This window comes from Pseudarthrobacter siccitolerans (assembly GCF_030823375.1).
Taxonomy (GTDB): domain Bacteria; phylum Actinomycetota; class Actinomycetes; order Actinomycetales; family Micrococcaceae; genus Arthrobacter; species Arthrobacter siccitolerans_A.
The window spans coordinates 780,266-804,523 of sequence record NZ_JAUSXB010000001.1 but is presented as its reverse complement, the minus strand read 5'-3'; the positions used below and the strand labels follow the sequence as shown (position 1 = coordinate 804,523).

Below are 24,258 nucleotides of genomic sequence, written 5' to 3'. Positions count from 1 at the left end.
ACCCCCGTTGCGCTATCACTTATCGCTGCTTCACCGCGCTTTGACGACTGTAAGTGACAGGGCATTGAAGAAAGGAGAAGCGCCCCGGTTCGTGAACCGAGGCGCTTCTCCATTGGTGCCCCAGGAGGGAATCGAACCCCCGACCGGCGGATTAGAAGGCCGCTGCTCTATCCCCTGAGCTACTGAGGCATCCGGCTTCCGGAGCTGAATTCCGGTGCCTCAAAAAGTTTACATTGCCGGGAGTGAAGGCGCTGTCACCGACCTGCCGGGGACCCCACTGGTCCTCCACAGGCAGCCGCAGGCCCGGGTTTTGCACATAGGCGAACTCCTGCCTCCCCGGCAGATCCCGCCAAGGCCATGCTGGTCTTGCCTGCTAGGGCAGAACCATTGAGGACAGGACGTAGCGATGAACGACACCATAACCATCAAGGGCTTTGTTGCCACCGACATCACAAGCGGCACAACACCGGGGGGAGTGGCCACCGCCTCTTTCCGGATCGCCTCCAACTCGCGTCGGCGTGACAAGGACGGCCAGTGGGTGGATGGCCACACCAACTGGTTCCTGGTCCAGGGCTACCGCCATCTGGCCGGCAACATGGGCTGCAGCATCCGGAAAGGCCAGCCCGTCATCGTGGTGGGCACGCTGAGAATCCGCAGCTGGGAGAGGGACGGCAGGGTTTATTACTCGCACACCATAGATGCTGAGGCCGTGGGGCATGACCTGACGTGGGGGACGGCCAACTTCACCCGGTCCTCCAAGAAACCGCTCCTCTCGCTCGTGGAACAGGAGCCACCCTTCGACGCCAGCCACCATGCCGGCACGGACGGAACGTTCGACGAGCCGGAGGACACGGAAGAAGATGGGGCTGAGGGCGGCGATCCGGCTGCAGCCTACATCGAGGACAGCAATGGCGACCTTGTGCCGCTGGATCTGGAAACGGGGGAGCTCGCCGAATCCCCAGTCTAAGGAAGCCCGCTGTCAATGCCCCCTTGGTTCCTTGGCGGGCAGGGCCGTGGCACCCCCCGGCTGCGCCCTGCCCGCCCAGGTTGTGAAGCGGACACTTGGCCCGTGGCAGAATGACACCATGCGGCTTACCCCTGACCACCGGCAGAAGACTACGGCCGGCACGGGATCGGCCGCCCCCGCAGAGGTTGCGCCCGCAGCCTTGTCTCCCACCTTTGTCTGGCCCTCCGCAGCCCGCCGCTTGCTGGCGGCAACCGCTGCCGGTGCCCTGCTGGTGGGGTTGTCCGGCTGCGTCAGCGGAACAACGCCCGGAGTGCAGCCCGGTTCGGGCGAGGCGGCACCGGCAGCCACCTCCACCGGGGCAGCATTAGCCGGTTCGGCCCCGACAGCAACGGAAACAGCGGCCGCCGGACCGCTGGCGGATACCTCCAGCGCGCCGGCCAGCACGGGAGCGGAGGCCGCTGCCACCGAAACTGCCAAAAAGACTGTGACGGATGCGCTGGGACGCCTGGCCGCGGGCTCACCAAAACCGGCCACCGCCCAGGTAGCGGACGCCCTCACCGGGGCGGGAATCGCCCCGGCAGCGTTGCAGGTTTCGCAAAGCCGTACCCCCACCGGCCTTGAGGCGGACGCCATCGAAGCGGCAGTGCTCCAGGGAAAGGACTGCATCATCGGCCAGGTCCGCGACGGTGCAGTAACCGTAACGGTGCTGCCTCTACTGGCCAGCGGCAAGTGCTTTGTAGGCTCCTGACCACGCTGCACCGAATGTGAGATATGCCTGCCGACCCACTAGATTTGGAACCATGGCGGAATTTATCTACACAATGACCAAGGCCCGCAAAGCCGTTGGCGAAAAACTCATTCTTGATGACGTAAGCATGTCCTTCTTTCCCGGCGCCAAGATCGGTGTTGTGGGCCCGAACGGTGCCGGTAAGTCCACCATCCTGAAGATCATGGCCGGACTGGACACCCCCTCCAACGGTGAGGCCCGGCTCAGCCCCGGCTACACCGTCGGAATCCTCCTCCAGGAACCACCCCTGAACGAAGAAAAAACCGTCCTGGGCAACGTCCAGGAAGGCGTGGGGGAGATCTACGGCAAGATCCAGCGCTTCAACGAAATTTCCGAGGAAATGGCCAGCCCCGATGCTGACTACGACACCCTCCTTGAGGAAATGGGGCATCTGCAGGAAGCCATTGATGCCGCTGACGCGTGGGACCTGGACTCCCAGCTGGAGCAGGCCATGGACGCGCTCCGCTGCCCGCCGGCGGACGCCGACGTCACCAACCTCTCCGGTGGTGAGCGCCGCCGGGTAGCTCTGTGCAAGCTGCTCCTGCAGAAGCCGGACCTGCTGCTCCTGGACGAGCCCACCAACCACCTGGACGCGGAGAGCGTGCTGTGGCTTGAACAGCACCTCTCCGGCTACGCCGGCGCCGTCCTGGCTGTCACCCACGACCGGTACTTCCTGGACCACGTGGCCGAATGGATCGCCGAAGTGGACCGCGGCCACCTGTACCCCTACGAGGGCAACTACTCCACCTACCTCGAGAAGAAGCGCGCCCGCCTGGAGATCCAGGGCAAGAAAGACGCCAAGCAGGCCAAGCGGCTCTCCGAGGAACTTGAGTGGGTACGGTCCAACGCCAAGGGACGCCAGACCAAGTCCAAGGCCCGCCTGGCCCGCTATGAGGAAATGGCCGCCGAGGCGGACCGCACCCGCAAGCTGGACTTCGAAGAGATCCAGATCCCGCCGGGACCCCGCCTGGGCGGCCTGGTGCTCGAGGCCAAGAACCTGCAGAAGGGCTTCGAGGACAGGACCCTGATCGACGGACTGTCCTTCAGCCTGCCCCGCAACGGCATCGTGGGTGTCATCGGCCCCAACGGCGTCGGCAAGACCACGCTGTTCAAGACCATCGTGGGACTGGAACCGCTCGACGGCGGAGACCTGAAGATCGGCGACTCGGTCAAGATCTCCTACGCTGACCAGAGCCGCGGCGGGATCGACCCCAACAAAACCCTGTGGGAAGTTGTCTCGGACGGCCTGGACTTCATCCAAGTGGGCCACGTCGAAATGCCCTCCCGCGCCTACGTCGCCGCGTTCGGCTTCAAGGGCCCGGACCAGCAGAAGAAGGCCGGCGTGCTCTCCGGCGGCGAGCGCAACCGCCTGAACCTCGCCTTGACCCTCAAGCAGGGCGGAAACCTGCTCCTCCTCGACGAGCCCACCAACGACCTCGACGTCGAAACCCTCAGCAGCCTCGAAAATGCGCTGCTGGAGTTCCCGGGCTGCGCCGTGGTGGTCTCGCACGACCGCTGGTTCCTGGACCGCGTGGCCACTCACATCCTCGCCTACGAAGGTGACGAGGAGAACCCCTCCAAGTGGTACTGGTTCGAGGGCAACTTCGAATCTTACGAGGAGAACAAGGTGGAGCGGTTGGGACCGGATGCGGCCAAGCCGCACCGTGTCACGCACCGCCGCCTCACCCGCGACTGACGTCAGGGGCAGGACGCGCAAAGAGCAACAGGCCGGCACCCAACGGGTGCCGGCCTGTTGGCGTTGCACGCCAGGGTCATGAGCGGGAAAAGGGCCCGGGCTACTCCTTGGAGGCCTTGCGGATTTGGTGCTCCATTACCTTGGACTGGAAGGCGCCCACCACTTTGTTCTTCAGGTCGGTGGGCACACGGACCATCCCTTCCTGGGCAACTGACGCCACATGCTGCCCTGCCTGGTTGAAAATCTTGCCGGTGGCCAGCCCACGGGCGCCCTGGGCACTGGGTGATTCCTGCACGTACAGCAGCCATTCGTCCACCCGGGCCGGCCGGTGCCACCACATGGCGTGGTCGAGGCTGGCGACGTTCATCCCCGGGGTGATCCAGCTCAGCCCATGCCGCCGCAGGATGGACTCAAGCAGGGTGTAGTCGCTCGCGTACGCCAGCGCCGCGCGGTGCAGGTTGGGGTCGTCCGGCATGGGGCCAAAAGTCTTCATCCACACGGCGTTGCGTGCTTCCCTCTCGCCCTTCGCCGAAACATACAACGGCGGATCAACGTGGCGGATATCGAAGGGCCGTTCATAGGCCCAGTGCCGTGCCACCGGATGATCGAACTTTCCCAGCAGGTCAGCGGTGCTGGGCAGCGATTCCGGGTCAGGAATGCCGCTGGGCATCACGGATTCGTGCTCAATGCCTTCGTCCTCGCCCTGGAAGGAGGCAATCATCGACAGGATGGGCACGCCTTCCTGATAGGCGTGTACCCGCCGCGCCGAGAAGGACCTGCCGTCCCGGAGCCGCTGCACACCAAAGGTAATGGGCTTGTTCGCGTCCCCCGGGCGGAGGAAGTAGCCGTGCATCGAATGCACGAAACGGTCGGGGGCCACGGTCCTGATGGACGCGGTGAGTGACTGTGCGAGTACCTGCCCGCCGAAAACCCGATGGTGCGGCTGCTGTTGGGACGGGCCCAGGAAGATGTCCTCATCCGTCCGGGCCCCCTCGAGCTCACCAAGGTCGAGAAGATTGATGAGCGATAAGGTGGGGTCTCCGCTGGGGAGCGCCAGGAGTCCGGCGTCGGCTTCAGTCATGGTTTGACTCTAGACGGCGCCCCGGCACTGCTCAACACAGGTCCAGCCGGTAGTGTTCTTGGTGTGTCTGATCTCCTCACCTCGTCCTTCCGTTTTACCGATCCCCGCGACCTCGCTGATCTGAAGACCTTCGCCACGCGGGCAAAAGCAATTGACGACGGCGCCATCCGGCTTCAGGCGGCAGGGTCCGTCCTCGCCGCGTACGTCTGCGTGCTGCGGCCGCGGGCGCTTGGCGAGTCGACGCCCACCATCCTGGGGTTGCGCACCATGGCGTTGGCCGAGCCGTCCGGAACGGACGTCACCGTGCCCCTGGCCGCAGTGCTGGACCGCCTTGCCCGGGCGGGGGAGGACGACGTCGAGCTGCCGGTTCCGCCGTCCACCGTCACCGAATCCTGGACCGGGGTAGGCGCCCCCAGGAGCGGATGGGAGCTGATGGGTTCGCGCAGCGACGCAGAGTTGCGGGCGGCCGCTGAGGCAGGCATCGCGGAAGTGGCCGGGATTGTGCCGGACAAACCCGGCGCGCTCATCGTTAATAACGCCCGGGCCGCCGTTTGGGGCAGGGAACTGGATGACACCGGACTGCCGGCAGGGGCTGCCTTCGCGGCCCTGACCCTTGGGTTCCTGGGCGACGGCGACCAGAAGGTCTACCGCGCAGGACGCTGGTTCCGGCTGACCGGTCCCCGCGGGCACGTCCTCGCACGGACCGGAAGCGGACTACTCTAACGGCAAACGCTGCAGCGGGCAGTCCCCGGAGTCACTGGCCGGACTGGCTGTTCACCATCGACAGGGCGGCACGCTCCATGTAGTCCCAGAGGGTTCCTTCATACAGCGGCGGCAGTTCCAGTGCGTCCACGGCCGCGCGCATGTGGAACAGCCAGCGGTCCTTCGCTTCGGATGTCACCTGGAACGGCATGTGCCGCATGCGCAGCCGGGGATGGCCGCGCTCTTCCCCATACGTGGTGGGACCGCCCCAGTACTGTTCGAGGAACATCAGGAACCGGCGCTTGGCCGGTGCCAAGTCCTCTTCCGGGTACATGGGCCGGAGCAGCGGATCTGTTGCCACGCCGTCGTAAAACACATCGATCAGCTTGACGAACGTTTCGTGGCCGCCCACGGCGTCATAGAAGTTGTCCGTGTAGCCGGGCTGGCTGAATGGATCGTTCTGCATCAGCTGGCGTGGGCGCTGGGGTTCGATGGGGATGGTCATCGCTACTCTCCGGCTTTCTGGTCAGTCTTTTTGGTCTCGGCGGCGCCGTGGTCGCTTCCCTGGTCCGTTGTCCCGTCGGTTGACTCATGCAGGGGCACGTAGGTTCCCTGCGAACGGTTGCCCACGCGGAGGATCTCGCCGTTGCGGAGGTACCAGATGGCGCCGTCGTCGGAGCGTACCCGGGTGATGCGCAGCCCCATGGACTCCACCACACCTACTACCTCGCTGGTTTCGATCACGTCGCCTATTCCGTACTGGTCTTCAATGGTAATAAAAATTCCGGCCAGGAAGTCGCGGATCAGCTGCTGGGCACCGAAACCGATGGCAACACCCAGGATGCCCACGCTGGTGAGGAGTGGTGCGATGTTAATGTCCAGGTTCTGCAGGACGTACATGCTGGTGATGACAACCACCAGCACGCCAACGATGCTGTTCAGCAGTGATCCGATCGTTTCCGCGCGCTGGACTCTCCGTTCGTGATCCAGGGCCCGCAGGGCCGGTGCAGCCCATTTGAAGGTGGGGCGCTTGAAAAAGTTACTGCCTGCCGCCACACGGGTGGTGATGCGGGAAATAACAAAGGTGGCAACCAGCCAGATGGCAACGCCCACGCCGAGGCTGATCACGATGCCCGTGATGCTGATGCCGTCCGGCTCGGTGGTGGCGTTGGGAAGGATCGACAACATGCTGACCATAAGGGGGAAATACTCCTGGGGTTCCCCGGCGGCGCCGGGCTACGGGTGCCGGAGCGCCGGTTACGCCCGGCGCGGAAGGCTCTGTTCTCCTTCAACCCTAGCGCCGTAGCGTGGCCGCATGCGCATTCTTGTCTTGGGTGGAACAGCCTTCCTGTCCGCAGAAATCGCCCGCCAGGCAGTCGCCGGCGGCCATCAGGTCACCTGCCTTGCCCGGGGTTCAGCCTCCGATCCTCCGCAGGGAGCCGCCTGGCTGCAAGCCGACCGCTCGCTGGGCGTGGAGGCCTACGAGGACGCGGCGAAACGCGAGTGGGACGAGGTCATCGACGTCGCACGCGATCCGGTGCCCGCGGCGGAAGCGCTGCACGCCCTGGCACACAGGGCGGCGCACTGGACGTTCGTCTCCAGTTGCTCTGTCTACGCCGATGCATCTGTTCCCGGTGCGGAAGAGGATGCAGTCCTCCTTCCCGCGCTGGCCCCGGGTACTCCCTCGACCACCGAAAACTACGGTGAGTCGAAAGCCGCCATCGAGGAGGCGACGCTCCGGGCCGCGGGCGGCAAAGCCCACCTCTGCCGTGCTGGCCTGATCGGTGGTCCCGGGGACGGATCGGACCGCTACGGCTACTGGCCGGCCCGTCTTGCCAGGGACGGGAAGCCGGCCCTCGTGCCCGCAATCGACGACGCCCCAACCCAGGTGATCGACGTCCGGGACCTCGCCGCCTGGATCCTGCTGGCGGCAGAGCAGGGCATTACCGGTGCACTGAACGCTTTGGGGGACCAGGTTCAGTTCGGCCACTACCTCGACGCCGCGCGGCAGGCTGCAGGTCACGCCAACGACGTGTTGCCCGCATCGGTGGACTGGCTGGCGGAGCAGGGCGTCAAGTACTGGGCTGGCCCGGATTCCCTGCCGCTCTGGCTCCCGCCCGGGCATGAGGGATTTATGGCGCGGAGCAACAAGGCGGCCGTGGCGGCTGGCTTGCGGCTCCGGCCCTGGCGCCAAACGCTCGCAGACACGTTAACCGACGAACGCGAACGCGGGCTGGACCGGCAACGGAAGGCTGGCCTGACGCCGGAGACGGAGGCGCGGCTGGTGCGGATCCTGCAGGACGCTGCCTGAGCTGGCCGGCGGCGGGCCCAACGGAGCCCGCCGCGGGCGTTAGTTCGGCTGGCCGGCCACCGTCTCGGGCGCGTGTTCCACCGGGAAGTTCACGCTGCGGGCAATGAAGCAGACCCGGTTCGCCTCGTGATGCAGGCGGCCGGCCAGCTCCACCTGGCCTTCGTCCGCCACGGTAACGCGCGGGTGCAGCGTGACGGACTCGAACTGGCCGCTGCCGTCCCGGTTCAGGCGCATCAGCCCGGAGGCGTCGTCGCGGTAGTCAGTCACCACCACGCCGTGCTTCACCGCCACATGCAGGTAGGAGAGCATGTGGCACTGGGCCAGGGCGGCCAGGAGCAGCTGTTCCGGGTTGTAACGCTCCCGGTCTCCGTGGAAGGTCGGATCTGAAGACCCCCTGAGCACCGGCAGGCCGGGGATGAGCAGGTCATGGTCCCGCGAGTAGCCGCGGTAGGACGACGTGCCCTCGCCCAGGTTGCCCGTCCACTGGACGGTCAGTGCGTACCGGTGCTCACTGAGGCTCATACTGCCGGAACTGCTTCGCCGGGAAGGACATCGGCCGCGCGGGCGCGCAAAGCCCGGGCAACGCCGTCGCGGTTCTCCAGCATGAGCCGCCGGAGCGCCGCGCTTTCGGGCGGAAGCGAGGCCAGGAAGCCGTCCGTCCTGTCAACGATGGCCTGGGTGGTCAGGAGGGAGGGGTAGAGCCCGACGACGATCTGCTGGGCAAGTGCGTGCGTCCGCGTTTCCATGATCCCCGGCACCGCCTGGAAATACTTCTCGGCGTACGGCTCCAGCAGGGACCGGTCCAGGACCCGCATAAAGCCGTTGATCGCCGAACCCTGAAGTGCGTTGGACAGTTCGCCTTTCACCACGATCGATTCCCAGGCCGCAGCCTTGGCCTCCGGTGTGGGGATGGCGGCCTTCGCCTGGGCGGCGGCATTTTGTCCGCTCGAGGTGTTGTCCCGCCCGAGTTCGGCGTCGATGCCGCCCTGGCCCAGCCGGCCGCCTGCCACGAGCGAGGTGACCAGCTCCCACCGCAGGTCCTGGTCAACAGCCAGGCCCTCCAGGACGAGCGAGCCGTCGAGGAGGCCCGCAACCCGGTCCAGCTGGGTTCCGCTGCCGGCCAGCAGCGCAAACGACTTCACGAACTGCAGCTGGGCGTCCGAGCCGCCCGGCACCTCGGACGCCAGCTCCCACAGCTTGTCCGCGGCAGCCACCGCCGTCGCCTTCCGGTGCTCCTCGGCCACATAGAAGTTCAGGGTGGTGGCCAGCTGCCGGAGCTGGACCAGGATCACCGAGGAATCCGTCTCCGCCGCCACGTTGGCAAGGATCAGTTCCACGTACCGCCGGGCCGGGGTCTCGCCGTCGCGGGCAGCGTCCCAGGCGGAGTTCCACACCAGCGTCCGCGGCAGGCTCTGGCTGAAGTCCTTCAGGTGTGCGGTGGCAGTGGCCAGTGACTTTTCGTCCAGCCGCACCTTGGCATAGGCAAGGTCGTCATCGTTGACCAGGATGAGGTCCGGCTGGGCGAGCCCCGCCAGCGCGGGCACTTCGGTACGTTCGCCGTCGACATCCAGTTCCTCGCGGTGCACCCGCTCCAGCTTGCCGCTGCCGTTGAGGTTGTAGAACCCCACAGCCAGCCGGTGCGGACGGATGGTGGGCCACTCTTCGACCGCCGACTGCACTATGGCGAAGGACGTGAGCCTGCCCTCGCCGTCCACCTGCAGCTCCGGCTTGAGGGTGTTCACGCCGGCCGTCTCCAGCCATTGCCGTCCCCATTCATCCAGGTCGCGGCCGCTGGCCTTCTCCAGCTCCACCAGGAGGTCCCGCAGCTCAGTGTTCTGCCAGGAATGCTTGGCAAAGTACTCCCGCACGCCGGCCATAAACTGCTCCGGCCCCACCCACGCCACCAGCTGGCGGAGGACGGAAGCGCCCTTCGCGTAGGTGATGCCGTCGAAGTTCACCTCCACATCCTGGAGGTCGTTGATCGCGGCGAAAATGGGGTGGGTCGTGGGCAGCTGGTCCTGGCGGTAGGCCCAGGATTTCTCCACCGAGGCGAAGGTGGTCCAGGCGCTGGTAAACGAGGTGGCCTCAACGGCCGCGAGGTGCGACATGTACTCCGCGAAGGACTCATTGAGCCAGAGGTCGTTCCACCAGCGCATGGTCACGAGGTCGCCGAACCACATGTGGGCGAGCTCGTGGAGCACGGTGATGGCGCGGCGTTCGATCTGGGCGCCGGTGACCTTGCTGCGGAAAACGTAGCCCTCGAGGATGGTGACGGCGCCGGCATTTTCCATGGCGCCGGCGTTGAACTCCGGCACGAACAGCTGGTCGTATTTCTCGAACGGGTACGGGCAGCCGAACTGCGCCTCAAAAAACGCGAAGCCCTGCCGGGTCAGCTCAAAAATGTTTTCGGCGTCCAGGTACTGCATCAGCGATTTCCGGGCAAAAACCCCCAGCGGGATCACCCGCCCGTCGGAGCTGGTGACCTCGCTGCGCACAGACTGGTAGGGGCCGGCGATCAGGGCGGTGACGTAGGAGGACAACCGCGGCGTGGGGGAGAAGGACCAGACGGAGCGGGCACCGCCATCCTCCCCGGGCGTGGTTTCCACCGGCGCGGGGGTGGGGGAATTGGAGATGAGGTCCCAGTGCGAGGGGGCAGTGACTGTGAAGGCGAAGGTGGCCTTCAGATCCGGCTGCTCGAACACGGCGAACATCCGCCGCGAATCAGGAACTTCAAACTGCGTGTACAGGTAGACCTCGTTGTCCACCGGGTCCACGAAGCGGTGCAGGCCCTCACCGGTGTTCATGTACGGGGCGTCCGCCACAACGGTGAGCTCGTTGTGTTCCGCGAGGTCCGGCAGCTGGATCCGCACGCCGTCGGACACCATGGCCGGGTCAAGGCTGCGGCCGTTCAGCGTCACGCTGTGAACCGCGGAGGTGACGGCGTCAATGAATGAGGAGGATCCGGGGCTGGCGTTGAACTTTACCGTGGTGGTGCTGCCGAAGACCTTCCCGCCCCGGGTCAGGTCCAGGCTGACATCGTAGGACTCGACAGTGATCAGTTCGGCACGCCCGCTGGCTTCAGCGCGCGTCAGATTCAATCCTGGCAAAGTGGGGCCTTTCGGAAGATTGGCAACTGCCCGCTGGCGGTGCCCAGCGGGCATTTGATCATTCTTGCATTCCTTCCCGGCATAACAAGTAGCGCGGCTCACAGGGGGTACGGAGGCAAGTAGGAAGTCAGCGGACGGCGGCGGGAGTAGCGTTTAGTTATGGGCAAGTTCAAGGAATCGGTGGACACGAGGGCCCTGCGTTTCGTCGCGGGGTTCCCGGTGCTGGTCGCGGTGGCCTTTGTGGTGTGTGCCTTCCTGCTCCGGCCGGACCTTCCCGAGCCGCTCGCCATCCGGTGGACGGCCGACGGCGGAGCCTCCTTCGCGCCCTTCGCCGCCTACGTCACGGGTGGCGCGCTGATCATCGTGGCCGCGGGCTGGCTGGTCCTTTCCCAGGCGCTGCCGGTCAGGAGGCCCGTGCTGATGCGCCGCATCATGATGGGAGCGGGGCTGTTCCTGACGCTCTTCGTCACCAGCGTCATTGCCGCCGGGCTGATCGGCCAGGCAGGACTGGCTGATGCCCGGGAATCCCGTGTGGACATGACCGTCCTCGCGGTCGGCAGCGGGGCTGCGGTGTCTTTGGGCGTGACTATCGCGATGGTCTACAAGGCGGACCAGCAGTGGTCACCCGATGACGACCGCGCTTTGCAGCTTGCCATTGCCAGGGAGCTGGATCCGGATCTGTCCCGGGACAGCATCCGGCTCTGGGTGCACGCCCGCAGCTCAGTCTTTGTGATGATCGGCATCGCCTCGCTGTTTCCGGCCGCGCTGATCGCCATTGCCTTGCCCTGGCTCGGTGTGCTGCTCGTAGTCCTGGCCGTTATTGGCGCGCTGTTCCTGTGTGCGCGCATCAAGGCAGACCGGCGCGGTCTCAAGGTGCTCCTCGCCGGTGTTCTTCCGGTTATGGATGTACCCGCCGGGGCCATTTCGGCAGCCAGCGCGGCAGACGTCCGCGCCGCCGACTTCGGCGGGTGGGGCTACCGGCACCACAGCGGGACGGCGGCCATGCTCGTCAGCAGCGGCCCCGCCGTCGTCGTCAAAAAGACTGACGGGCAACGGCTGGCGGTGAGCGGCGGGAGCCAGGACTCGGCCGCGCGGCTGGCGGAGGTCCTGACCAGGGTGGCGGCAAGGGCGCGGGGCGGCGGCGAATCCGCGGCAGGCCAGCCCGAGTCCTAGTATCCTTGTCCGTGTTGTCCTGCCCCCGGCCTGCACCGTCCGTGCCGGCCGCCAGCGCCCACCGAACGGATTTTGCTCGTGACTTCTTCCCCTGCCTTCCCGCGCGTCCACATCGCCACCGACCACGCAGGCATGGAGCTCAGTGCCCACCTTGTCACCCACCTGACCGCCAAGGGGTATGAGGTGGTGGACCACGGTCCCAAGGCGTACGACGCCCAGGATGACTACCCGTCGTTCTGCATCAACGCCGCCCTGGCCGTGGTCGCGGACCAGACTGCCGGCGTGCACGCCCTGGGCATCGTGCTGGGCGGGTCCGGCAACGGTGAACAGATTGCCGCCAACAAAGTAAAGGGCGTCCGGGCGGCGCTGGCCTGGAACCACTCCACCGCCACGCTGGCGCGGGAGCACAACGACGCCAACGTAGTGGCCGTGGGCGGGCGGCAGCACAGTGTGGACGAAGCAACGGAGCTGATCGAGGCCTTCCTGTCCGAGCCGTTCAGCAACGACGAGCGGCACGTGCGCCGCATCGGCAAGATCGCCGCCTACGAAACAACCGGCGAGGTCATCGAATAGTGCCGGAAGGGCATACACTCCGGCGCCTGGCGCGGCAGTTCGGTGACGTCTTCGGCGGCCAGCGGCTGGCGGTTTCCAGCCCCCAGGGCCGGTTCACCGGCGGCGCGGCGCTCCTGGACGGGCACGTCCTTGTTGCCGCCGACGCCCACGGGAAGCACCTGTTCCTGCACTTTGACCACTCGCTGGTGCTGCACGTCCACCTGGGCCTCTACGGGGCGTGGAGCTTCGGCGGGGACAGCACCTTCGCGGGGTCTTCCAGCATCGGCGCGCCGCGGCGGGTGGGGGAGCAGGAGAGTTTCGACGACGGCGACGGCGGGCGTCCCTACGATGGTCCGCCTGCGCCCGTGGGGGCAGTCCGCGTCCGGCTCGTGGGCACGAACGGCTGGGCGGACCTGCGCGGAGCAACCACCTGCGAAACCATCACTGCCTCCGAGGCCGAAGCCGTGCTTGGCCGGCTGGGGCCGGACCCGCTGCGGAACCGCAGGGGAGACGCCGGCCGTTTCACCGCTAGCCTGCAAAGCCGCACGGCCCCGTTGGCCGCACTGCTGATGGACCAGAAAGTCATCGCCGGCGTGGGGAATGTGTACCGGGCCGAGGTCCTGTTCCGGCGGCGGCTGGATCCCTGGCTGCCGGGCACCGGCGTTCCGGAGGCGGAGGCGCGCAAGCTGTGGCGCGACATCGTCTCTGTTATGAACGACGGCGTGGCGGACGGCCGGATCATCACCACCACGCCGCGGTACTGGACGGGCACTGCCTTGGCCAAAACAGCTGCGGCAAGTGCCGCCGTCGTCAGGACCGATTCCTACCCTGCCCGGGAGGATGCCCATTTTGTCTACAAACGTAACGGACTGCCCTGCCGCATTTGCCGGACCACGGTGCTGATCGCCGAACTGGTGGGCCGCAAGCTCTACTGGTGCCCGTCCTGCCAGCAGGCACCCGCGTCGTAAAATGCCGCGCGATGGATTCGTCCTTTGCCAGCCTTCCCCCCACGTCCAACGCCCCATCACTTCCTGCAGTTTTCCCGGTACGCCCCATCACCTCCTGCAGTTTTTCGGGCATCGCTCCATCAGTTCATGGTGGGGTTCGACGGCGGTGCTGGCGCCGTTAGTGTCCTTAAACCGGCAATGCGCGGAAGGGATTCTCCCGGAGAAGCCGTAAGTGATGGAGCGTTTCCGGCTTTGATGCAAAAGGTGGTGGCGCGTCGCGCCATGTGTTGCAGAAGGTGATGGCGGGTTTCCTTTTATCCCGCAACCCACGGTTTCACGCTGATAAAGCAAAAGGCCCCTCTGGCGAGGGGCCTTTTGGCGGTGGAGGGGACGACGGGAATCGAACCCGCGTAATCAGTTTGGAAGACTGAGGCTTTACCATTAAGCTACGTCCCCGAAGGAAGATCCATCTGTAAGCCTAGTACTGCAGGCGTTCACTGATGGGAACTTCGGGCTGGCTGTTCAAGCCGGATATAACTAAACCTAATTCATGGGCTACGTGTCAAATGTGCAAAGAGGGCGCGTATCCCCGTAGACTTGCCTGTGCACTTACGGGGTGTAGCTCAGCTTGGCTAGAGCGCCTGCTTTGGGAGCAGGAAGTCGCAGGTTCAAATCCTGTCACCCCGACTCTGCGGCCCGGACCTCTCGGCCTGGACAAAACATTGCGTTTGCAGAAACCCATCCCACAATCCCAGGAGTACTTAGACCGTGAAGAGCGCTGTCGAGAACCTCACCCCCACGCGGGTCAAGCTCAATGTTGAGGTCCCCTTTGAGGAATTGAAGCCCAGCATCGACTCGGCCTACAAGACCGTTGCTTCGCAGATCCAGGTCCCTGGTTTCCGTAAGGGCAAGGTCCCCGCAAAGCTCATCGACCAGCGCGTCGGCCGCGGCTACGTCCTGGAGACGGCCATCAACGATGGCCTCAACGGCTGGTACCAGGCTGCCGTCCAGGAATCGGGCATCCGTCCCCTGAGCCGCCCCGAGGTTGAGATCACCGAGGTTCCGGACCCCTCCGCCACCGATGGCGGCCTGAAGTTCGCCGCCGAGGTTGACATCCGCCCCGAGATCGAACTCCCCGACTACGCCGGCATCCAGGTTGAGGTCGCCGCAGCCCAGTCCTCCGACGAGGACGTCGACAAGGCCCTGGATGAACTCCGTGGCCGCTTCGGCACGCTGAAGCCGGTGGACCGTCCCGCAGCCCAGGATGACTTCCTCACCATCGACATCACCGCCACCATCGACGGCGAAGACGTTGACTCCGCTGCCGGCCTGTCCTACCAGGTTGGCGCCGGCACCATGCTCGAAGGGCTCGATGAAGCTGTCACCGGCCTGAGCGCTGACGAAGACGCCATCTTCAACACCACCCTGGTGGGTGGCGACCACGCCGGGGAAGAAGCGCAGGTCAAGGTTGTAGTCAAGGCGGTCAAGGAGCGCGAACTCCCCGAGGCCGACGACGACTTCGCCCAGCTCGCTTCCGAGTTCGACACCCTGGCCGAGCTCCGCGAGGATCTCGCCAAGCAGGCCGCCGACTCGAAGGTTGTTGAGCAGGGCGTCGAGGCCCGCGACAAGGTCCTGGACAAGCTCGTTGAGCTGGTTGAGGTTCCGGTTCCGGACTCGGTTGTTGAAGAGCAGCTCGAAGCCCACTTCAAAGAGGGCAACGGCCACGGTGAAGGCGAGCACGACACCGAGGAGCACCGCGAAGAGGTCCGGGCCAACACCGCCCGCGCCTTCCAGAACGAGATCGTCCTCGACGCCATCGCGGAAAAGGAAGAAGTCAACGTCAGCCAGAACGAGCTGATCGACTACATCGTCTCCACCGCCGGCCAGTACGGCATGGACCCCAACCAGTTCGCACAGATCATCGATCAGAGCGGCCAGGTCCCCATGATGGTGTCCGAGGTTCGCCGCCGCAAGGCCCTGGCTGTTGTCCTGGGCCAGGCCACGGTGACTGACACCGAGGGCAACACCGTTGACCTCAGCGATTTCGTCCGTCCCGGCGGCGAAGAGGAAGCTCCCGCTGCAGAGGCAGAGGAAGCAGTGACTGAAGCACCCGAGGCTGCTGCCGAGGAAGACAAGGCAGAGGCCAAGGCCTAGCCACGCTTCAAGGCAAATTTGAACGGCCCCCGGATCCAAGGATCCGGGGGCCGTTTGCTTTGCCTCGGCCGGTCCAGAAGCATGTCCAACCGCTTGTCCAGCCCATGTCCCTCCGGGGGCCGCCGATCGTGCGCCGTCAGCGAACAGCCCACGGCGCGCGAACAAAACGTCGGTGAAACCGGTTAGTGTCCAAGTAGAGATTTTCAGTGATGTCACCGTCACCAGTGAGAGGTAAGTACACATGTCACAGCACGCAGAGGCCCCCCGGATGGCGACTGTCGATCCTGCAGCCCAGGACAACTACATCTACAACCGCCTCCTCAAGGAGCGGATCATCTGGCTGGGCTCAGAGGTGCGTGACGAGAACGCCAACGCCATCTGCTCGCAGCTGCTCCTCCTGTCTGCCGAGAACCCGGAAAAGGACATCTACCTTTACATCAACTCACCGGGCGGCTCGGTCACCGCTGGCATGGCCATCTACGACACCATGCAGTTCATCCCGAACGACGTCGTCACCGTCGCCACCGGCCTCGCCGCCTCGATGGGGCAGTTCCTGCTCTCCTCCGGCACCAAGGGCAAGCGCTACGCCACCCCGAACGCCCGCGTCCTGATGCACCAGCCCTCAGGCGGTATCGGCGGCACCGCCTCGGACATCAAGATCCAGGCCGAACTCATCCTGCACATGAAGAAGGTTATGGCGGAGCTGACGGCCGACCAGACCGGCCAGACCGTGGAGACCATCCTGAAGGACAACGACCGTGACAAGTGGTTCACGGCCACCGAAGCCCTTGAATACGGGTTCTTCGACAAGATCGCCGCCCACGCCGGCTCGGTTGCCGGCGGCGGCGGAACCTCGAACAGCAACGGCGCAACGTCCAACGGCGCCTCCGGCGAGACCCCCTCCGCGAACTAGACCGGCACAAGAACACTCAGATCAGGAGCAATAAAAATGAACTACAACTTCGGGTGGTCCGCCGGTAATCTTCCGTCCAGCCGCTACGTCCTGCCCCAGTTCGAGGAGCGCACGCCTTACGGCTTCAAGCGCCAGGACCCTTACACCAAGCTCTTCGAGGACCGCATTATCTTCCTCGGTGTCCAGGTGGACGATGCCTCCGCGGACGACATCATGGCTCAGCTGCTGGTCCTGGAATCCACGGACCCGGACCGCGACATCACCCTGTACATCAACTCCCCGGGTGGATCCTTCACCGCCATGACGGCGATCTACGACACCATGCAGTACATCCGCCCCGAGATCCAGACGGTCTGCCTCGGGCAGGCGGCCAGCGCCGCCGCTGTCCTGCTGGCAGCGGGAACGCCCGGCAAGCGCCTCGCACTGCCGAACGCGCGTGTCCTGATCCACCAGCCGGCGCTCTCCGGCGGCCAGGGCGGCCAGGCTTCCGACCTGGAGATCCAGGCCGCGGAGGTCATGCGCATGCGGTCCTGGCTCGAGGACACACTGGCACACCACTCGGGACGGACGTCCGAGCAGGTCAACAACGACATCGAGCGCGACAAGATCCTGACCGCGGACGAAGCCCAGGCGTACGGCCTGATCGACCAGGTCCTGGATTCCCGCAAGATCAAACCGCAGGCAATCACCAGGTAGCAGTAAAGTAAAGCGCCGGTGGCGCCAATCATTTGGCTCCACCGGCCTTTTCCTTCCACCCTCGGAAGCGAATGTGACCTAGAGTGGATGTTGTCACGACCGGCCCACGCAGGCTGGTGGAGATTCCAGCAACGGTGCAAGGCTGCCTGGCAGCAAGATACTAAGGGGTTCACATATGGCTCGGATTGGCGAGAGCACGGATCTGCTGAAGTGTTCTTTCTGCGGAAAGAGCCAGAAGCAGGTGCGCAAGCTCATTGCCGGGCCCGGTGTCTACATCTGTGATGAGTGCATTGAGCTTTGCAACGAAATCATCGAAGAGGAACTCGCGGAAGTTGCGGACCTCGGCAGCTTCGAACTGCCCAAGCCGCGGGAGATCTTCGACTTCCTGCAGGAATACGTCATTGGCCAAGAGCCTGCCAAACGGTCCCTCGCCGTCGCCGTCTACAACCATTACAAGCGGATCCAGGCAGGCCACGCACCCAAGTCGGGAAGCCTGGCCGAAGGCGGCCACCACGACGACGTCGAGATCGCCAAGTCCAACATCCTCCTGATCGGTCCCACCGGCTGTGGGAAGACCTACCTGGCCCAGACGCTCGCCCGCCGCCTGAACGTCCCGTTCGCCGTGGCCGATGCAACGGCACTCACCGAGGCCGGCTACGTGGGCGAGGACGTTGAGAACATCCTGCTCAAGCTCATCCAGGCCGCCGACTACGACGTCAAAAAGGCCGAACAGGGCATCATCTACATCGATGAGATCGACAAGATTTCCCGCAAGAGCGAAAACCCCTCCATCACCCGCGACGTCTCTGGCGAAGGCGTCCAGCAGGCGCTCCTGAAGATCCTGGAAGGCACCGTTGCCTCCGTTCCGCCGCAGGGCGGCCGGAAGCACCCCCACCAGGAATTCATCCAGATCGATACGACCAACGTCCTGTTCATCGTGGCCGGTGCGTTCGCCGGCCTCGAGGAGATCATCGGCTCCAGGTCCGGCCGCAAGGGGATCGGCTTCGGTGCACCCCTCAACGAGGCCAGCAAGAAGATCGATTCCTACGGTGAAGTGATGCCGGAGGACCTGCTGAAATTCGGGTTGATCCCTGAGTTCATTGGCCGGCTCCCCGTGATCACCACCGTGTCCAACCTGGACCGGGACGCGTTGATCCAGATCCTCTCCACGCCCAAAAACGCCTTGGTGAAGCAGTACCAGAAGATGTTCCAGATCGACGGCGTGGAACTGGTCTTCGATGACACCGCCCTGGACGCCATCGCGGAGCAGGCATTGGAACGCGGCACGGGCGCGCGAGGCCTGCGGGCCATCATGGAGGAAGTACTTCTCCCGGTGATGTTCGATCTCCCCAGCCGCGAAGACGTCGCCAGCGTGGTGATCACCGAGGACGTGGTCCTCCGGGGCGCCGAACCCACCATGATCCCCCACGTCGCCAAGCGGCGTAAGTCCGCCTGAAAACCTTCCGCACCATACCCGTCAGATGCGGCTGCCGCCTGCGCAGCCGCCCGCACCTGAAGGAGAAGCCCTATGACTGAAACTGCACGGAACAAGGCCGATTTCTGGTTTGATCCGCTGTGTCCGTTCGCCTGGATCACATCGCGCTGGATCGGCGAAGTGGAGGAGGTCCGCGACATCGAAACGGTGTGGCACGTGATGAGCCTTGCCGTCCTCAATGAGGGCCGCGATCTTGAACCCGCCTACCGCGAGTCCATGGACAACGCCTGGGGCCCCGTCCGGGTGATCATCGCCGCCCAGCAGGAATATGGGCAGGAAACGGTCAAGGCACTGTATGACGCCATGGGCACGCTGATCCATGAGCGCGGCGAGAAGGACCGGGCCGTGGTCATCACCAAGGCCCTCGCGGAATGCGGCCTCCCCGCCGCGCTGGCTGAAGCGGCCACCACGGACGCCTTTGACAAGCAGCTGCGCGCCAGCCACGAGGAAGGCATCTCCCTGGTGGGCCAGGACGTCGGAACGCCGGTAGTGGCCTTCAACGGCACTGCCTTCTTCGGGCCCGTCCTCACCCGGATTCCGCGAGGCGAAGAGGCCGGCAAGCTGTGGGACGCCACCACGGCACTCGCCTCCTACCCGCACTTCTTCGAGCTGAAGCGCAGCCGCAGCGAACGCCCCGAATTCAGCTGAGGCCGGGCCTCCGGCAGTCCCGGCCCCAACGCATAGAGCCCCGGTGGAACTACTGGCTTGTAGTTCCACCGGGGCTCTTGCGCTTCCCGGCCGGCAGGACAATGATGGTTCTTACCCCCTTCGAAAGAAGAGGGACGCAAGAACCAAAGATTCAGTGATATGTATTTGACGCAGCCATCGGCAAAGCCGGATACAAGCTACCAGTGACGAGGTAGGAAGACCTGAAATTTCCCAGGATCTTGCCAGACCATCAAAGACGTCACCGGATGGCCGAAAGTCGAAGCCCCACCAACGGCAAAACGCTGATGGGGCTTCCCCTTTGCCCTGAAACAGTCCGCCCTCAAGCAGTTTGCCCTGGAACAGGGCGCTGCGTCAGGCCTGTGCAGGCTCCTCGGTGGCGGCAAGGGCAACATCGCTCACGATCAGTTCGCCATCGCCCACCACGAGGGTGATTTCGCGCGCGTTCGACGCAGCTTTCAGATCGCCGAGCCCCGCCTTCAGCTGCGTGGTCAGGGCCTCCGAAGCGGTGATGGTCGCGGACAGGACCTCGGTGCGCTGCTTGACCTTGGCCTCGGACTTCGCCTTGCGGACGCCGCTGAGGGCAACACCCACGGTGGCAAGCATGGTGGTGTCGCCGCCCGGGACGTCCAGCGGTGCGGGCCACTGGGCGCGGTGTACGGAACCGTTCCGCCACCATCCCCAGACCTCTTCGGTGGCGAAGGGCAGGAACGGCGCGAACAGCCGCAGCAAAGTGTCCAGGCTGGTGGCCAGTGCTGCGAGCACGGAGGCCTGTTCGGCTTCGCCCGCTGCGCCGTAGGCCCGGTCCTTGATGAGCTCCACATAGTCGTCCGTGAACTGCCAGAAGAAGCTTTCCGTGATCTGGAGCGCGCGGGCGTAATCGTAGTTGTCGAACGCCTTGGTGGCCTGGGCCACCACGTCGGCGAGCTGGGCGAGGACCGCCCGGTCCAGCGGGTTGGACAGCACAGCGAGGTCAGCGGAGAGCACCGATGCTTCGGTTGCGCCGAGGTTCAGCACGAACTTCGAGGCGTTCAGCAGCTTGATGGCCAGGCGCCGGCCGATTTTCATCTGGGCGATCTCGTAGGCAGTGTCAGCCCCGAGCTTCGCGGAGGCGGCCCAGTAGCGGACGGCGTCGGAGCCGTATTCCTCCAGCACGTCGGTGGGTACCACCACGTTGCCCTTGGACTTGGACATCTTCTTGCGGTCCGGGTCCAGGATCCATCCGGAGATGGCCGCGTGCTTCCACGGCGCGCTGTTTTCCAGGGCATCGGCACGGACCACAGAGGAGAAGAGCCAGGTCCGGATGATGTCGTGGCCCTGCGGGCGGACGTCAAACGGGAACACCTTGGCGAAGAGGTCCTCGTCGCGCTTCCAGCCGCCCACGATGTTCGGTGTCAGCGAGGACGTGGCCCAGGTGTCGAGGATGTCAGCGTCGCCGGTGAAACCGTTCGGAACGTCGCGCTGCGCCTCGTCGAAGCCCGGAGCAGCATCGGCTGCCGGGTCCACGGGCAGCTGCTCGTCCGAGGGCACAATCGGGGAGCCGTAGTCCGGGTTGCCGTCAGCATCCAGCGGATACCAGACGGGGATCGGAACACCGAAGAAGCGCTGGCGCGATACCAGCCAGTCACCGTTCAGGCCGGAGATCCAGTTTTCGTAGCGCGAGCGCATAAAGGCAGGGTGGAAGTCGATCTCCTGCCCGCGCGCAATGAGCCGCCCGCGGCGGTCCTCGTCGCGGCCGCCGTTGCGGATGTACCACTGGCGGGACGTGACAACCTCAAGGGGCTTGTCGCCCTTTTCGTAGAAGTTCACCGGGTGCATGATCTTCTTCGGCTCGCCTTCCAGCAGGTCGGCGGCGGTGAGGAGCTTCACCACCTCCTCCTTGGCGCTGAAGACGGTTTTGCCGGCAATGGCAGCGAAGGCTTCACGTCCGATGTCCGTGGTGATCCACTCCGGGGCGTCGCTGACGATCCGCCCGTCCCTGCCCACGATGGCGCGGGTGGGCAGCTGCAGTTCGCGCCACCAGGTGACGTCCGTCAGGTCGCCGAAGGTACACACCATGGCAATGCCGGAGCCCTTGTCGGCTTTGGCGAGCGGATGGGCCTTGACCTCAACCTCGACGCCGAAAACGGGGGACGTGACCTTCTTGCCGAACAGCGGCTGGTACCGTTCGTCGTCGGGATTCGCCACCAGCGCGGCGCAGGCCGCCAGCAGTTCGGGACGGGTGGTCTCGATGTAGATCTTCTCCCCGTCCTCGGTGAAGAACGGGTAGCGGTAGTACGCGCCGGGCACCTCGCGGTCCTCGAGCTCGGCCTGGGCCACCGCAGTGCGGAACGTGACATCCCACAGGGTGGGTGCCTCGGCCATGTAGGCGTCGCCTGCGGCCAGGTTGGCCAGGAACGCGCGCTGCGAGACGGCCCGCGAGTTGTCGTCGATGGTGCGGTACGTCAGTTCCCAATCCACGGACAGGCCAAGTGTCTGGAAGAGGTTTTCGAAGACCTTCTCGTCCTCGACGGCCAGCTCTTCGCACAGCTCGATGAAGTTCCGGCGGGACACCACGTCGAAGTCCCGCTGGTTCTTGGCAGGCTGCGCCGGGGGACGGTAGTCCGCGTTGTATGGAATGGCAGGGTCGCAGCGGACACCATAGTAATTCTGCACCCGGCGTTCGGTGGGCAGGCCGTTGTCGTCCCAGCCCATCGGGTAGAAGACGTTTTTGCCGATCATGCGCTGGTAGCGGGCCAGCACATCGGTCTGCGTGTAGGAGAACATGTGTCCCACGTGCAGCGATCCGGAGGCAGTGGGCGGGGGAGTGTCGATCGAGTAGACCTGCTCCCGGGTGGTGTCCGGGTTGAACTTGTAGGTCCCCTCCGCAAGCCAGCGCTGCGTGAGGGCGGCCTCGAGGCCTTCGAGGGCCGGCTTGTCCGGAACGTTGATGGGGGCGGTGTTGGGCGTGTCTGTACCCTGTTTGTCTTCAGCCATCTGCCAATTGTTTCATGGCCGCGAACATCCCCCGGCCCACCAGCAGGTCCGCAGGCGCCGGTTCATCCGGGGAAACACGCCGGACTGATCTCCGGGCAGGGGAGGTTAGGGTGGTGCCATGACTTCGGACTTCCAGAAAAAGGCAGCTTTGGTGACCGGCGCGAGCAGCGGAATCGGCGAGGCAACCGTCCGCGCCCTGGCAGCGGACGGCTGGACCGTCTTCGCCGTGGCCCGCCGCGAGGACCGGCTCGCCACGCTGGAAGCCGAGACCGGCGCCGTCGCAATTACTGCAGATATTTCCGCGGACGACGACGTGTCCCGGCTACTTGCCCGGGTCACGGAAGCAGGGGGCATCGACACGCTCATCAACATCGCCGGCGGTGCACGGGGCGCCGATACCGTGGGCGAGGCCAGCACCGAGGACTGGGAATGGATGTACCGGGTGAACGTGCTGGGCACCATGAAGCTGACCCGCGCCTTCCTGCCCATGCTCCGCGCCCACGGCGAGGGAACCGTGCTGAACCTGACCTCCACCGCCGGCCTGGCAGCCTACGAAGGCGGAGGCGGCTACAACGCCGCCAAATTCGCCCAGCATGCGATGACCGGGGCGCTGCGGCTGGAGGAAGCGGAAAACAACCTCCGGGTCATCGAAGTGGCCCCCGGGCTGGTCTACACGGAGGAATTCGCGCTGAACCGGCTGGGTGACCGGCAGGCCGCCCAAAAGGTGTACCAGGGCGTGGAAAAGCCGCTCACCGCCGGGGACGTGGCAGACGTGGTCAGGTACGCCGTCAGTGCCCCGCACCACGTCAACCTGGACCAAATTGTCATCCGGCCGGTGGCGCAGGCCGCCAACCACAAACTGATCCGGAAGGGCTAGCCAACCGGGATGGCCAAGGTGGCCAGCACCGCTGCGTGGTCCGTGCCCGGTATCCGGTGGACCGAGTAGCCGGTGCCCCCGATGTCCTGGCTCGTGACCAGATGGTCCAGCGTTATGCCGGGAAGGCTGTAGCCGCGCATCGGCCAGGTGGGGATGAGCCTGTCGCCGAGGGAGGCCGCTACGTCCGCCAGTTCGCGCCCGCCTCCTGTCCCCGCCAGCAGTGCCCGGAATTCATGGTGGTCGAACGTGGCGTTGAAGTCGCCCGCCAGGAGCAGCGGCCTGGATCCCGATCCGGTGCCGGTCCGGGCCAGGGCCGCAAGGTCACTGCGCCACCGGGCCAGGCCGTCACCCACCGGAGCCAGGCAATGCACAGCCACCACCTGCAGTGCCGCGCCGTTTACGGTGCCCAAATCCAGGTCGACAACCGGCATGGTGAAGCCAGTGCCCCGTATAACGCCGGCGTCGCGCAACGGGAAGGAAGAATAGACAGCCGCGCCCCCGGCGCCGTCCCGCGGATGTGATACCTGGTGGGGGAGCAGGGACAGGAGTCCCGCGGCGGCGAGCCTGTCCTCCAGGCCGCCGGTGAATTCTTCGAGAGCCAGCAGGTCAACGCCCTGCTCCCGGACCAGCTTGACGATGTCTTCGGCTTCTGCCCCGCCCAGCTCCGCATTAAGGGTCATGGCCCTGATCTGAACCTCTGGCCCGCCCGGGTTCGCCGCCGCGGGGCTCGCGCTCACCGGGAGGAGCCACACAATCTGCACCCCGAGCAGTGCCGCCGTCAGCAGTTGGAGGGGCCTGCTGCGCGCCGGCAGGGCCAGCAGGAAAGCCGCAGTGGCCGGCACCGTGAACCAGGGCACAAAGGACAGCAGCTGTACGCCCAGGACCGGCCAGTCAGCAGATGTGGCACGAAGTAACGACGCTGCCGCGGCGGGTGCCGCCGCCCCGGCAGCCAGCCAGCGAAAGGCCAGGGCCATACGGGTTGCGCGTTTGCGGGGTTTCCGACGGCCAAGCCCGCGCCGGCTGCCGGCAGCAGTCATGGCTCCGATTCTAGGCACCGGTGGCCCCTGATGGCAGCATTGAATGGAAAACTTTGCCCGGTGAATAGTAGACTCTAAAGCGGCTATGACCCGGCTATCACCGGTGAGCTTCCGGAAGAAC

21 protein-coding genes and 3 tRNA genes are annotated in these 24,258 nt (G+C 65.3%); 15 read left to right on the top strand and 9 right to left on the bottom strand.

All coding sequences use genetic code 11. From position 1 onward, the window contains the following. Positions 1-113 precede the first annotated feature (113 nt). Positions 114-189, bottom strand: a tRNA-Arg gene (locus QFZ36_RS03815). Between the two features lie 217 nt (positions 190-406). On the opposite strand from QFZ36_RS03815, the gene QFZ36_RS03810 reads away from it, so the two are divergent. From QFZ36_RS03810 to ettA, 3 genes are all read left to right on the top strand, one after another. Beyond that, positions 407-967 (top strand): single-stranded DNA-binding protein, encoded by a 561-nt coding sequence (locus tag QFZ36_RS03810; RefSeq protein WP_306634063.1) that lies wholly within the window; start codon positions 407-409, stop codon positions 965-967. Between the two features lie 118 nt (positions 968-1,085). Further along, positions 1,086-1,715, top strand: coding sequence for a DUF6993 domain-containing protein (locus QFZ36_RS03805; RefSeq protein WP_306634061.1), 630 nt, complete (start codon positions 1,086-1,088; stop codon positions 1,713-1,715). A 52-nt stretch (positions 1,716-1,767) separates the two neighbouring features. After that, positions 1,768-3,450, top strand: a complete 1,683-nt coding sequence (gene ettA / locus QFZ36_RS03800) for an energy-dependent translational throttle protein EttA (RefSeq protein ID WP_306634059.1) — start codon at positions 1,768-1,770, stop codon at positions 3,448-3,450. Between the two features lie 100 nt (positions 3,451-3,550). Here the strand turns inward: ettA and QFZ36_RS03795 are convergent, their stop codons facing one another. Then, a complete protein-coding gene (locus tag QFZ36_RS03795; RefSeq protein WP_306634057.1) occupies positions 3,551-4,531 on the bottom strand; it encodes an acyl-CoA thioesterase in 981 nt (326 codons plus the stop codon). Between the two features lie 63 nt (positions 4,532-4,594). Between QFZ36_RS03795 and QFZ36_RS03790 the strand changes: the two genes are divergently transcribed. Then, a complete protein-coding gene (locus tag QFZ36_RS03790; protein WP_306634055.1) occupies positions 4,595-5,254 on the top strand; it encodes a hypothetical protein in 660 nt (219 codons plus the stop codon). 31 nt (positions 5,255-5,285) lie between these two features. Here QFZ36_RS03790 and QFZ36_RS03785 read toward each other — a convergent pair whose 3' ends face one another. Both QFZ36_RS03785 and QFZ36_RS03780 read right to left on the bottom strand, forming a co-directional pair. Beyond that, a complete protein-coding gene (locus QFZ36_RS03785) occupies positions 5,286-5,738 on the bottom strand; it encodes a globin (RefSeq protein WP_306634054.1) in 453 nt (150 codons plus the stop codon). Positions 5,739-5,740: 2 nt separating this feature from the next. After that, positions 5,741-6,430: a mechanosensitive ion channel family protein gene (locus tag QFZ36_RS03780; RefSeq protein WP_306634052.1), complete on the bottom strand. Its 690-nt coding sequence runs from the start codon at positions 6,428-6,430 to the stop codon at positions 5,741-5,743. Between the two features lie 118 nt (positions 6,431-6,548). On the opposite strand from QFZ36_RS03780, the gene QFZ36_RS03775 reads away from it, so the two are divergent. Continuing rightward, positions 6,549-7,544 (top strand): NAD-dependent epimerase/dehydratase family protein, encoded by a 996-nt coding sequence (locus QFZ36_RS03775; RefSeq protein ID WP_306634051.1) that lies wholly within the window; start codon positions 6,549-6,551, stop codon positions 7,542-7,544. A 39-nt stretch (positions 7,545-7,583) separates the two neighbouring features. On the opposite strand, the gene QFZ36_RS03770 is transcribed toward QFZ36_RS03775, so the two are convergent. After that, positions 7,584-8,066, bottom strand: a complete 483-nt coding sequence (locus tag QFZ36_RS03770; RefSeq protein WP_306634050.1) for an OsmC family protein — start codon at positions 8,064-8,066, stop codon at positions 7,584-7,586. Beyond that, on the bottom strand, positions 8,063-10,642 hold the full coding sequence (pepN, locus tag QFZ36_RS03765; protein WP_306634049.1) for an aminopeptidase N: 2,580 nt from the start codon (positions 10,640-10,642) through the stop codon (positions 8,063-8,065). Before pepN ends, QFZ36_RS03770 begins: the two co-directional genes overlap by 4 nt. A 168-nt stretch (positions 10,643-10,810) precedes the next feature. Here pepN and QFZ36_RS03760 point away from each other — a divergent pair, with 168 nt between their 5' ends. The 3 genes from QFZ36_RS03760 to QFZ36_RS03750 all read left to right on the top strand — a co-directional run bounded on the left by QFZ36_RS03760 (position 10,811) and on the right by QFZ36_RS03750 (position 13,344). After that, positions 10,811-11,824 (top strand): hypothetical protein, encoded by a 1,014-nt coding sequence (locus tag QFZ36_RS03760; RefSeq protein WP_306634048.1) that lies wholly within the window; start codon positions 10,811-10,813, stop codon positions 11,822-11,824. Positions 11,825-11,902: 78 nt separating this feature from the next. Further along, positions 11,903-12,397: a ribose-5-phosphate isomerase gene (locus QFZ36_RS03755; RefSeq protein WP_306634047.1), complete on the top strand. Its 495-nt coding sequence runs from the start codon at positions 11,903-11,905 to the stop codon at positions 12,395-12,397. After that, positions 12,397-13,344, top strand: coding sequence for an Fpg/Nei family DNA glycosylase (locus QFZ36_RS03750; RefSeq protein ID WP_306634045.1), 948 nt, complete (start codon positions 12,397-12,399; stop codon positions 13,342-13,344). The genes QFZ36_RS03755 and QFZ36_RS03750 overlap by 1 nt, the downstream gene beginning before the upstream one ends. A gap of 361 nt (positions 13,345-13,705) precedes the next feature. Here the strand turns inward: QFZ36_RS03750 and QFZ36_RS03745 are convergent. Further along, positions 13,706-13,779 (bottom strand) — tRNA-Gly (locus QFZ36_RS03745). Between the two features lie 156 nt (positions 13,780-13,935). Here QFZ36_RS03745 and QFZ36_RS03740 point away from each other — a divergent pair. From QFZ36_RS03740 to QFZ36_RS03715, 6 genes are all read left to right on the top strand, one after another. After that, positions 13,936-14,010 (top strand) — tRNA-Pro (locus QFZ36_RS03740). A gap of 81 nt (positions 14,011-14,091) precedes the next feature. Further along, a complete protein-coding gene (tig, locus tag QFZ36_RS03735) occupies positions 14,092-15,477 on the top strand; it encodes a trigger factor (protein ID WP_306634043.1) in 1,386 nt (461 codons plus the stop codon). A 268-nt stretch (positions 15,478-15,745) separates the two neighbouring features. Continuing rightward, positions 15,746-16,390, top strand: coding sequence for an ATP-dependent Clp protease proteolytic subunit (locus QFZ36_RS03730; RefSeq protein WP_306639084.1), 645 nt, complete (start codon positions 15,746-15,748; stop codon positions 16,388-16,390). A gap of 36 nt (positions 16,391-16,426) precedes the next feature. Further along, positions 16,427-17,086, top strand: coding sequence for an ATP-dependent Clp protease proteolytic subunit (locus QFZ36_RS03725; RefSeq protein WP_079596337.1), 660 nt, complete (start codon positions 16,427-16,429; stop codon positions 17,084-17,086). Between the two features lie 175 nt (positions 17,087-17,261). Next, positions 17,262-18,542, top strand: a complete 1,281-nt coding sequence (clpX, locus tag QFZ36_RS03720; RefSeq protein WP_306634040.1) for an ATP-dependent Clp protease ATP-binding subunit ClpX — start codon at positions 17,262-17,264, stop codon at positions 18,540-18,542. A 72-nt stretch (positions 18,543-18,614) separates the two neighbouring features. Continuing rightward, positions 18,615-19,229, top strand: coding sequence for a mycothiol-dependent nitroreductase Rv2466c family protein (locus QFZ36_RS03715; protein WP_306634038.1), 615 nt, complete (start codon positions 18,615-18,617; stop codon positions 19,227-19,229). Positions 19,230-19,601: 372 nt separating this feature from the next. Here QFZ36_RS03715 and valS read toward each other — a convergent pair whose 3' ends face one another. Next, a complete protein-coding gene (gene valS, locus QFZ36_RS03710) occupies positions 19,602-22,223 on the bottom strand; it encodes a valine--tRNA ligase (protein WP_306634036.1) in 2,622 nt (873 codons plus the stop codon). Between the two features lie 118 nt (positions 22,224-22,341). On the opposite strand from valS, the gene QFZ36_RS03705 reads away from it, so the two are divergent. Continuing rightward, the gene (locus QFZ36_RS03705) at positions 22,342-23,100 is read left to right on the top strand and encodes an SDR family oxidoreductase (RefSeq protein WP_306634034.1); all 759 of its coding nucleotides are present in this window, start codon (positions 22,342-22,344) and stop codon (positions 23,098-23,100) included. Here QFZ36_RS03705 and QFZ36_RS03700 read toward each other — a convergent pair. Next, positions 23,097-24,137 (bottom strand): endonuclease/exonuclease/phosphatase family protein, encoded by a 1,041-nt coding sequence (locus QFZ36_RS03700; protein WP_306634032.1) that lies wholly within the window; start codon positions 24,135-24,137, stop codon positions 23,097-23,099. The two genes, QFZ36_RS03705 and QFZ36_RS03700, sit on opposite strands and share 4 nt — an antisense overlap. Positions 24,138-24,258: the final 121 nt, after the last annotated feature.

Excerpts from the sequence above, each read along its gene's own strand:
- QFZ36_RS03775 (WP_306634051.1), top strand. The coding sequence starts at position 6,549 with ATGCGCATTCTTGTCTTGGGTGGAACAGCCTTCCTGTCCGCAGAAATC.
- QFZ36_RS03780 (WP_306634052.1), bottom strand. The coding sequence starts at position 6,430 with ATGGTCAGCATGTTGTCGATCCTTCCCAACGCCACCACCGAGCCGGAC.
- QFZ36_RS03730 (WP_306639084.1), top strand. The coding sequence starts at position 15,746 with ATGGCGACTGTCGATCCTGCAGCCCAGGACAACTACATCTACAACCGC.
- QFZ36_RS03725 (WP_079596337.1), top strand. The coding sequence starts at position 16,427 with ATGAACTACAACTTCGGGTGGTCCGCCGGTAATCTTCCGTCCAGCCGC.
- QFZ36_RS03715 (WP_306634038.1), top strand. The coding sequence starts at position 18,615 with ATGACTGAAACTGCACGGAACAAGGCCGATTTCTGGTTTGATCCGCTG.
- QFZ36_RS03795 (WP_306634057.1), bottom strand. The coding sequence starts at position 4,531 with ATGACTGAAGCCGACGCCGGACTCCTGGCGCTCCCCAGCGGAGACCCC.
- ettA (WP_306634059.1), top strand. The coding sequence starts at position 1,768 with ATGGCGGAATTTATCTACACAATGACCAAGGCCCGCAAAGCCGTTGGC.
- valS (WP_306634036.1), bottom strand. The coding sequence starts at position 22,223 with ATGGCTGAAGACAAACAGGGTACAGACACGCCCAACACCGCCCCCATC.
- QFZ36_RS03810 (WP_306634063.1), top strand. The coding sequence starts at position 407 with ATGAACGACACCATAACCATCAAGGGCTTTGTTGCCACCGACATCACA.
- QFZ36_RS03760 (WP_306634048.1), top strand. The coding sequence starts at position 10,811 with ATGGGCAAGTTCAAGGAATCGGTGGACACGAGGGCCCTGCGTTTCGTC.
- QFZ36_RS03785 (WP_306634054.1), bottom strand. The coding sequence starts at position 5,738 with ATGACCATCCCCATCGAACCCCAGCGCCCACGCCAGCTGATGCAGAAC.
- QFZ36_RS03705 (WP_306634034.1), top strand. The coding sequence starts at position 22,342 with ATGACTTCGGACTTCCAGAAAAAGGCAGCTTTGGTGACCGGCGCGAGC.
- QFZ36_RS03805 (WP_306634061.1), top strand. The coding sequence starts at position 1,086 with ATGCGGCTTACCCCTGACCACCGGCAGAAGACTACGGCCGGCACGGGA.
- QFZ36_RS03770 (WP_306634050.1), bottom strand. The coding sequence starts at position 8,066 with ATGAGCCTCAGTGAGCACCGGTACGCACTGACCGTCCAGTGGACGGGC.
- QFZ36_RS03700 (WP_306634032.1), bottom strand. The coding sequence starts at position 24,137 with ATGACTGCTGCCGGCAGCCGGCGCGGGCTTGGCCGTCGGAAACCCCGC.
- clpX (WP_306634040.1), top strand. The coding sequence starts at position 17,262 with ATGGCTCGGATTGGCGAGAGCACGGATCTGCTGAAGTGTTCTTTCTGC.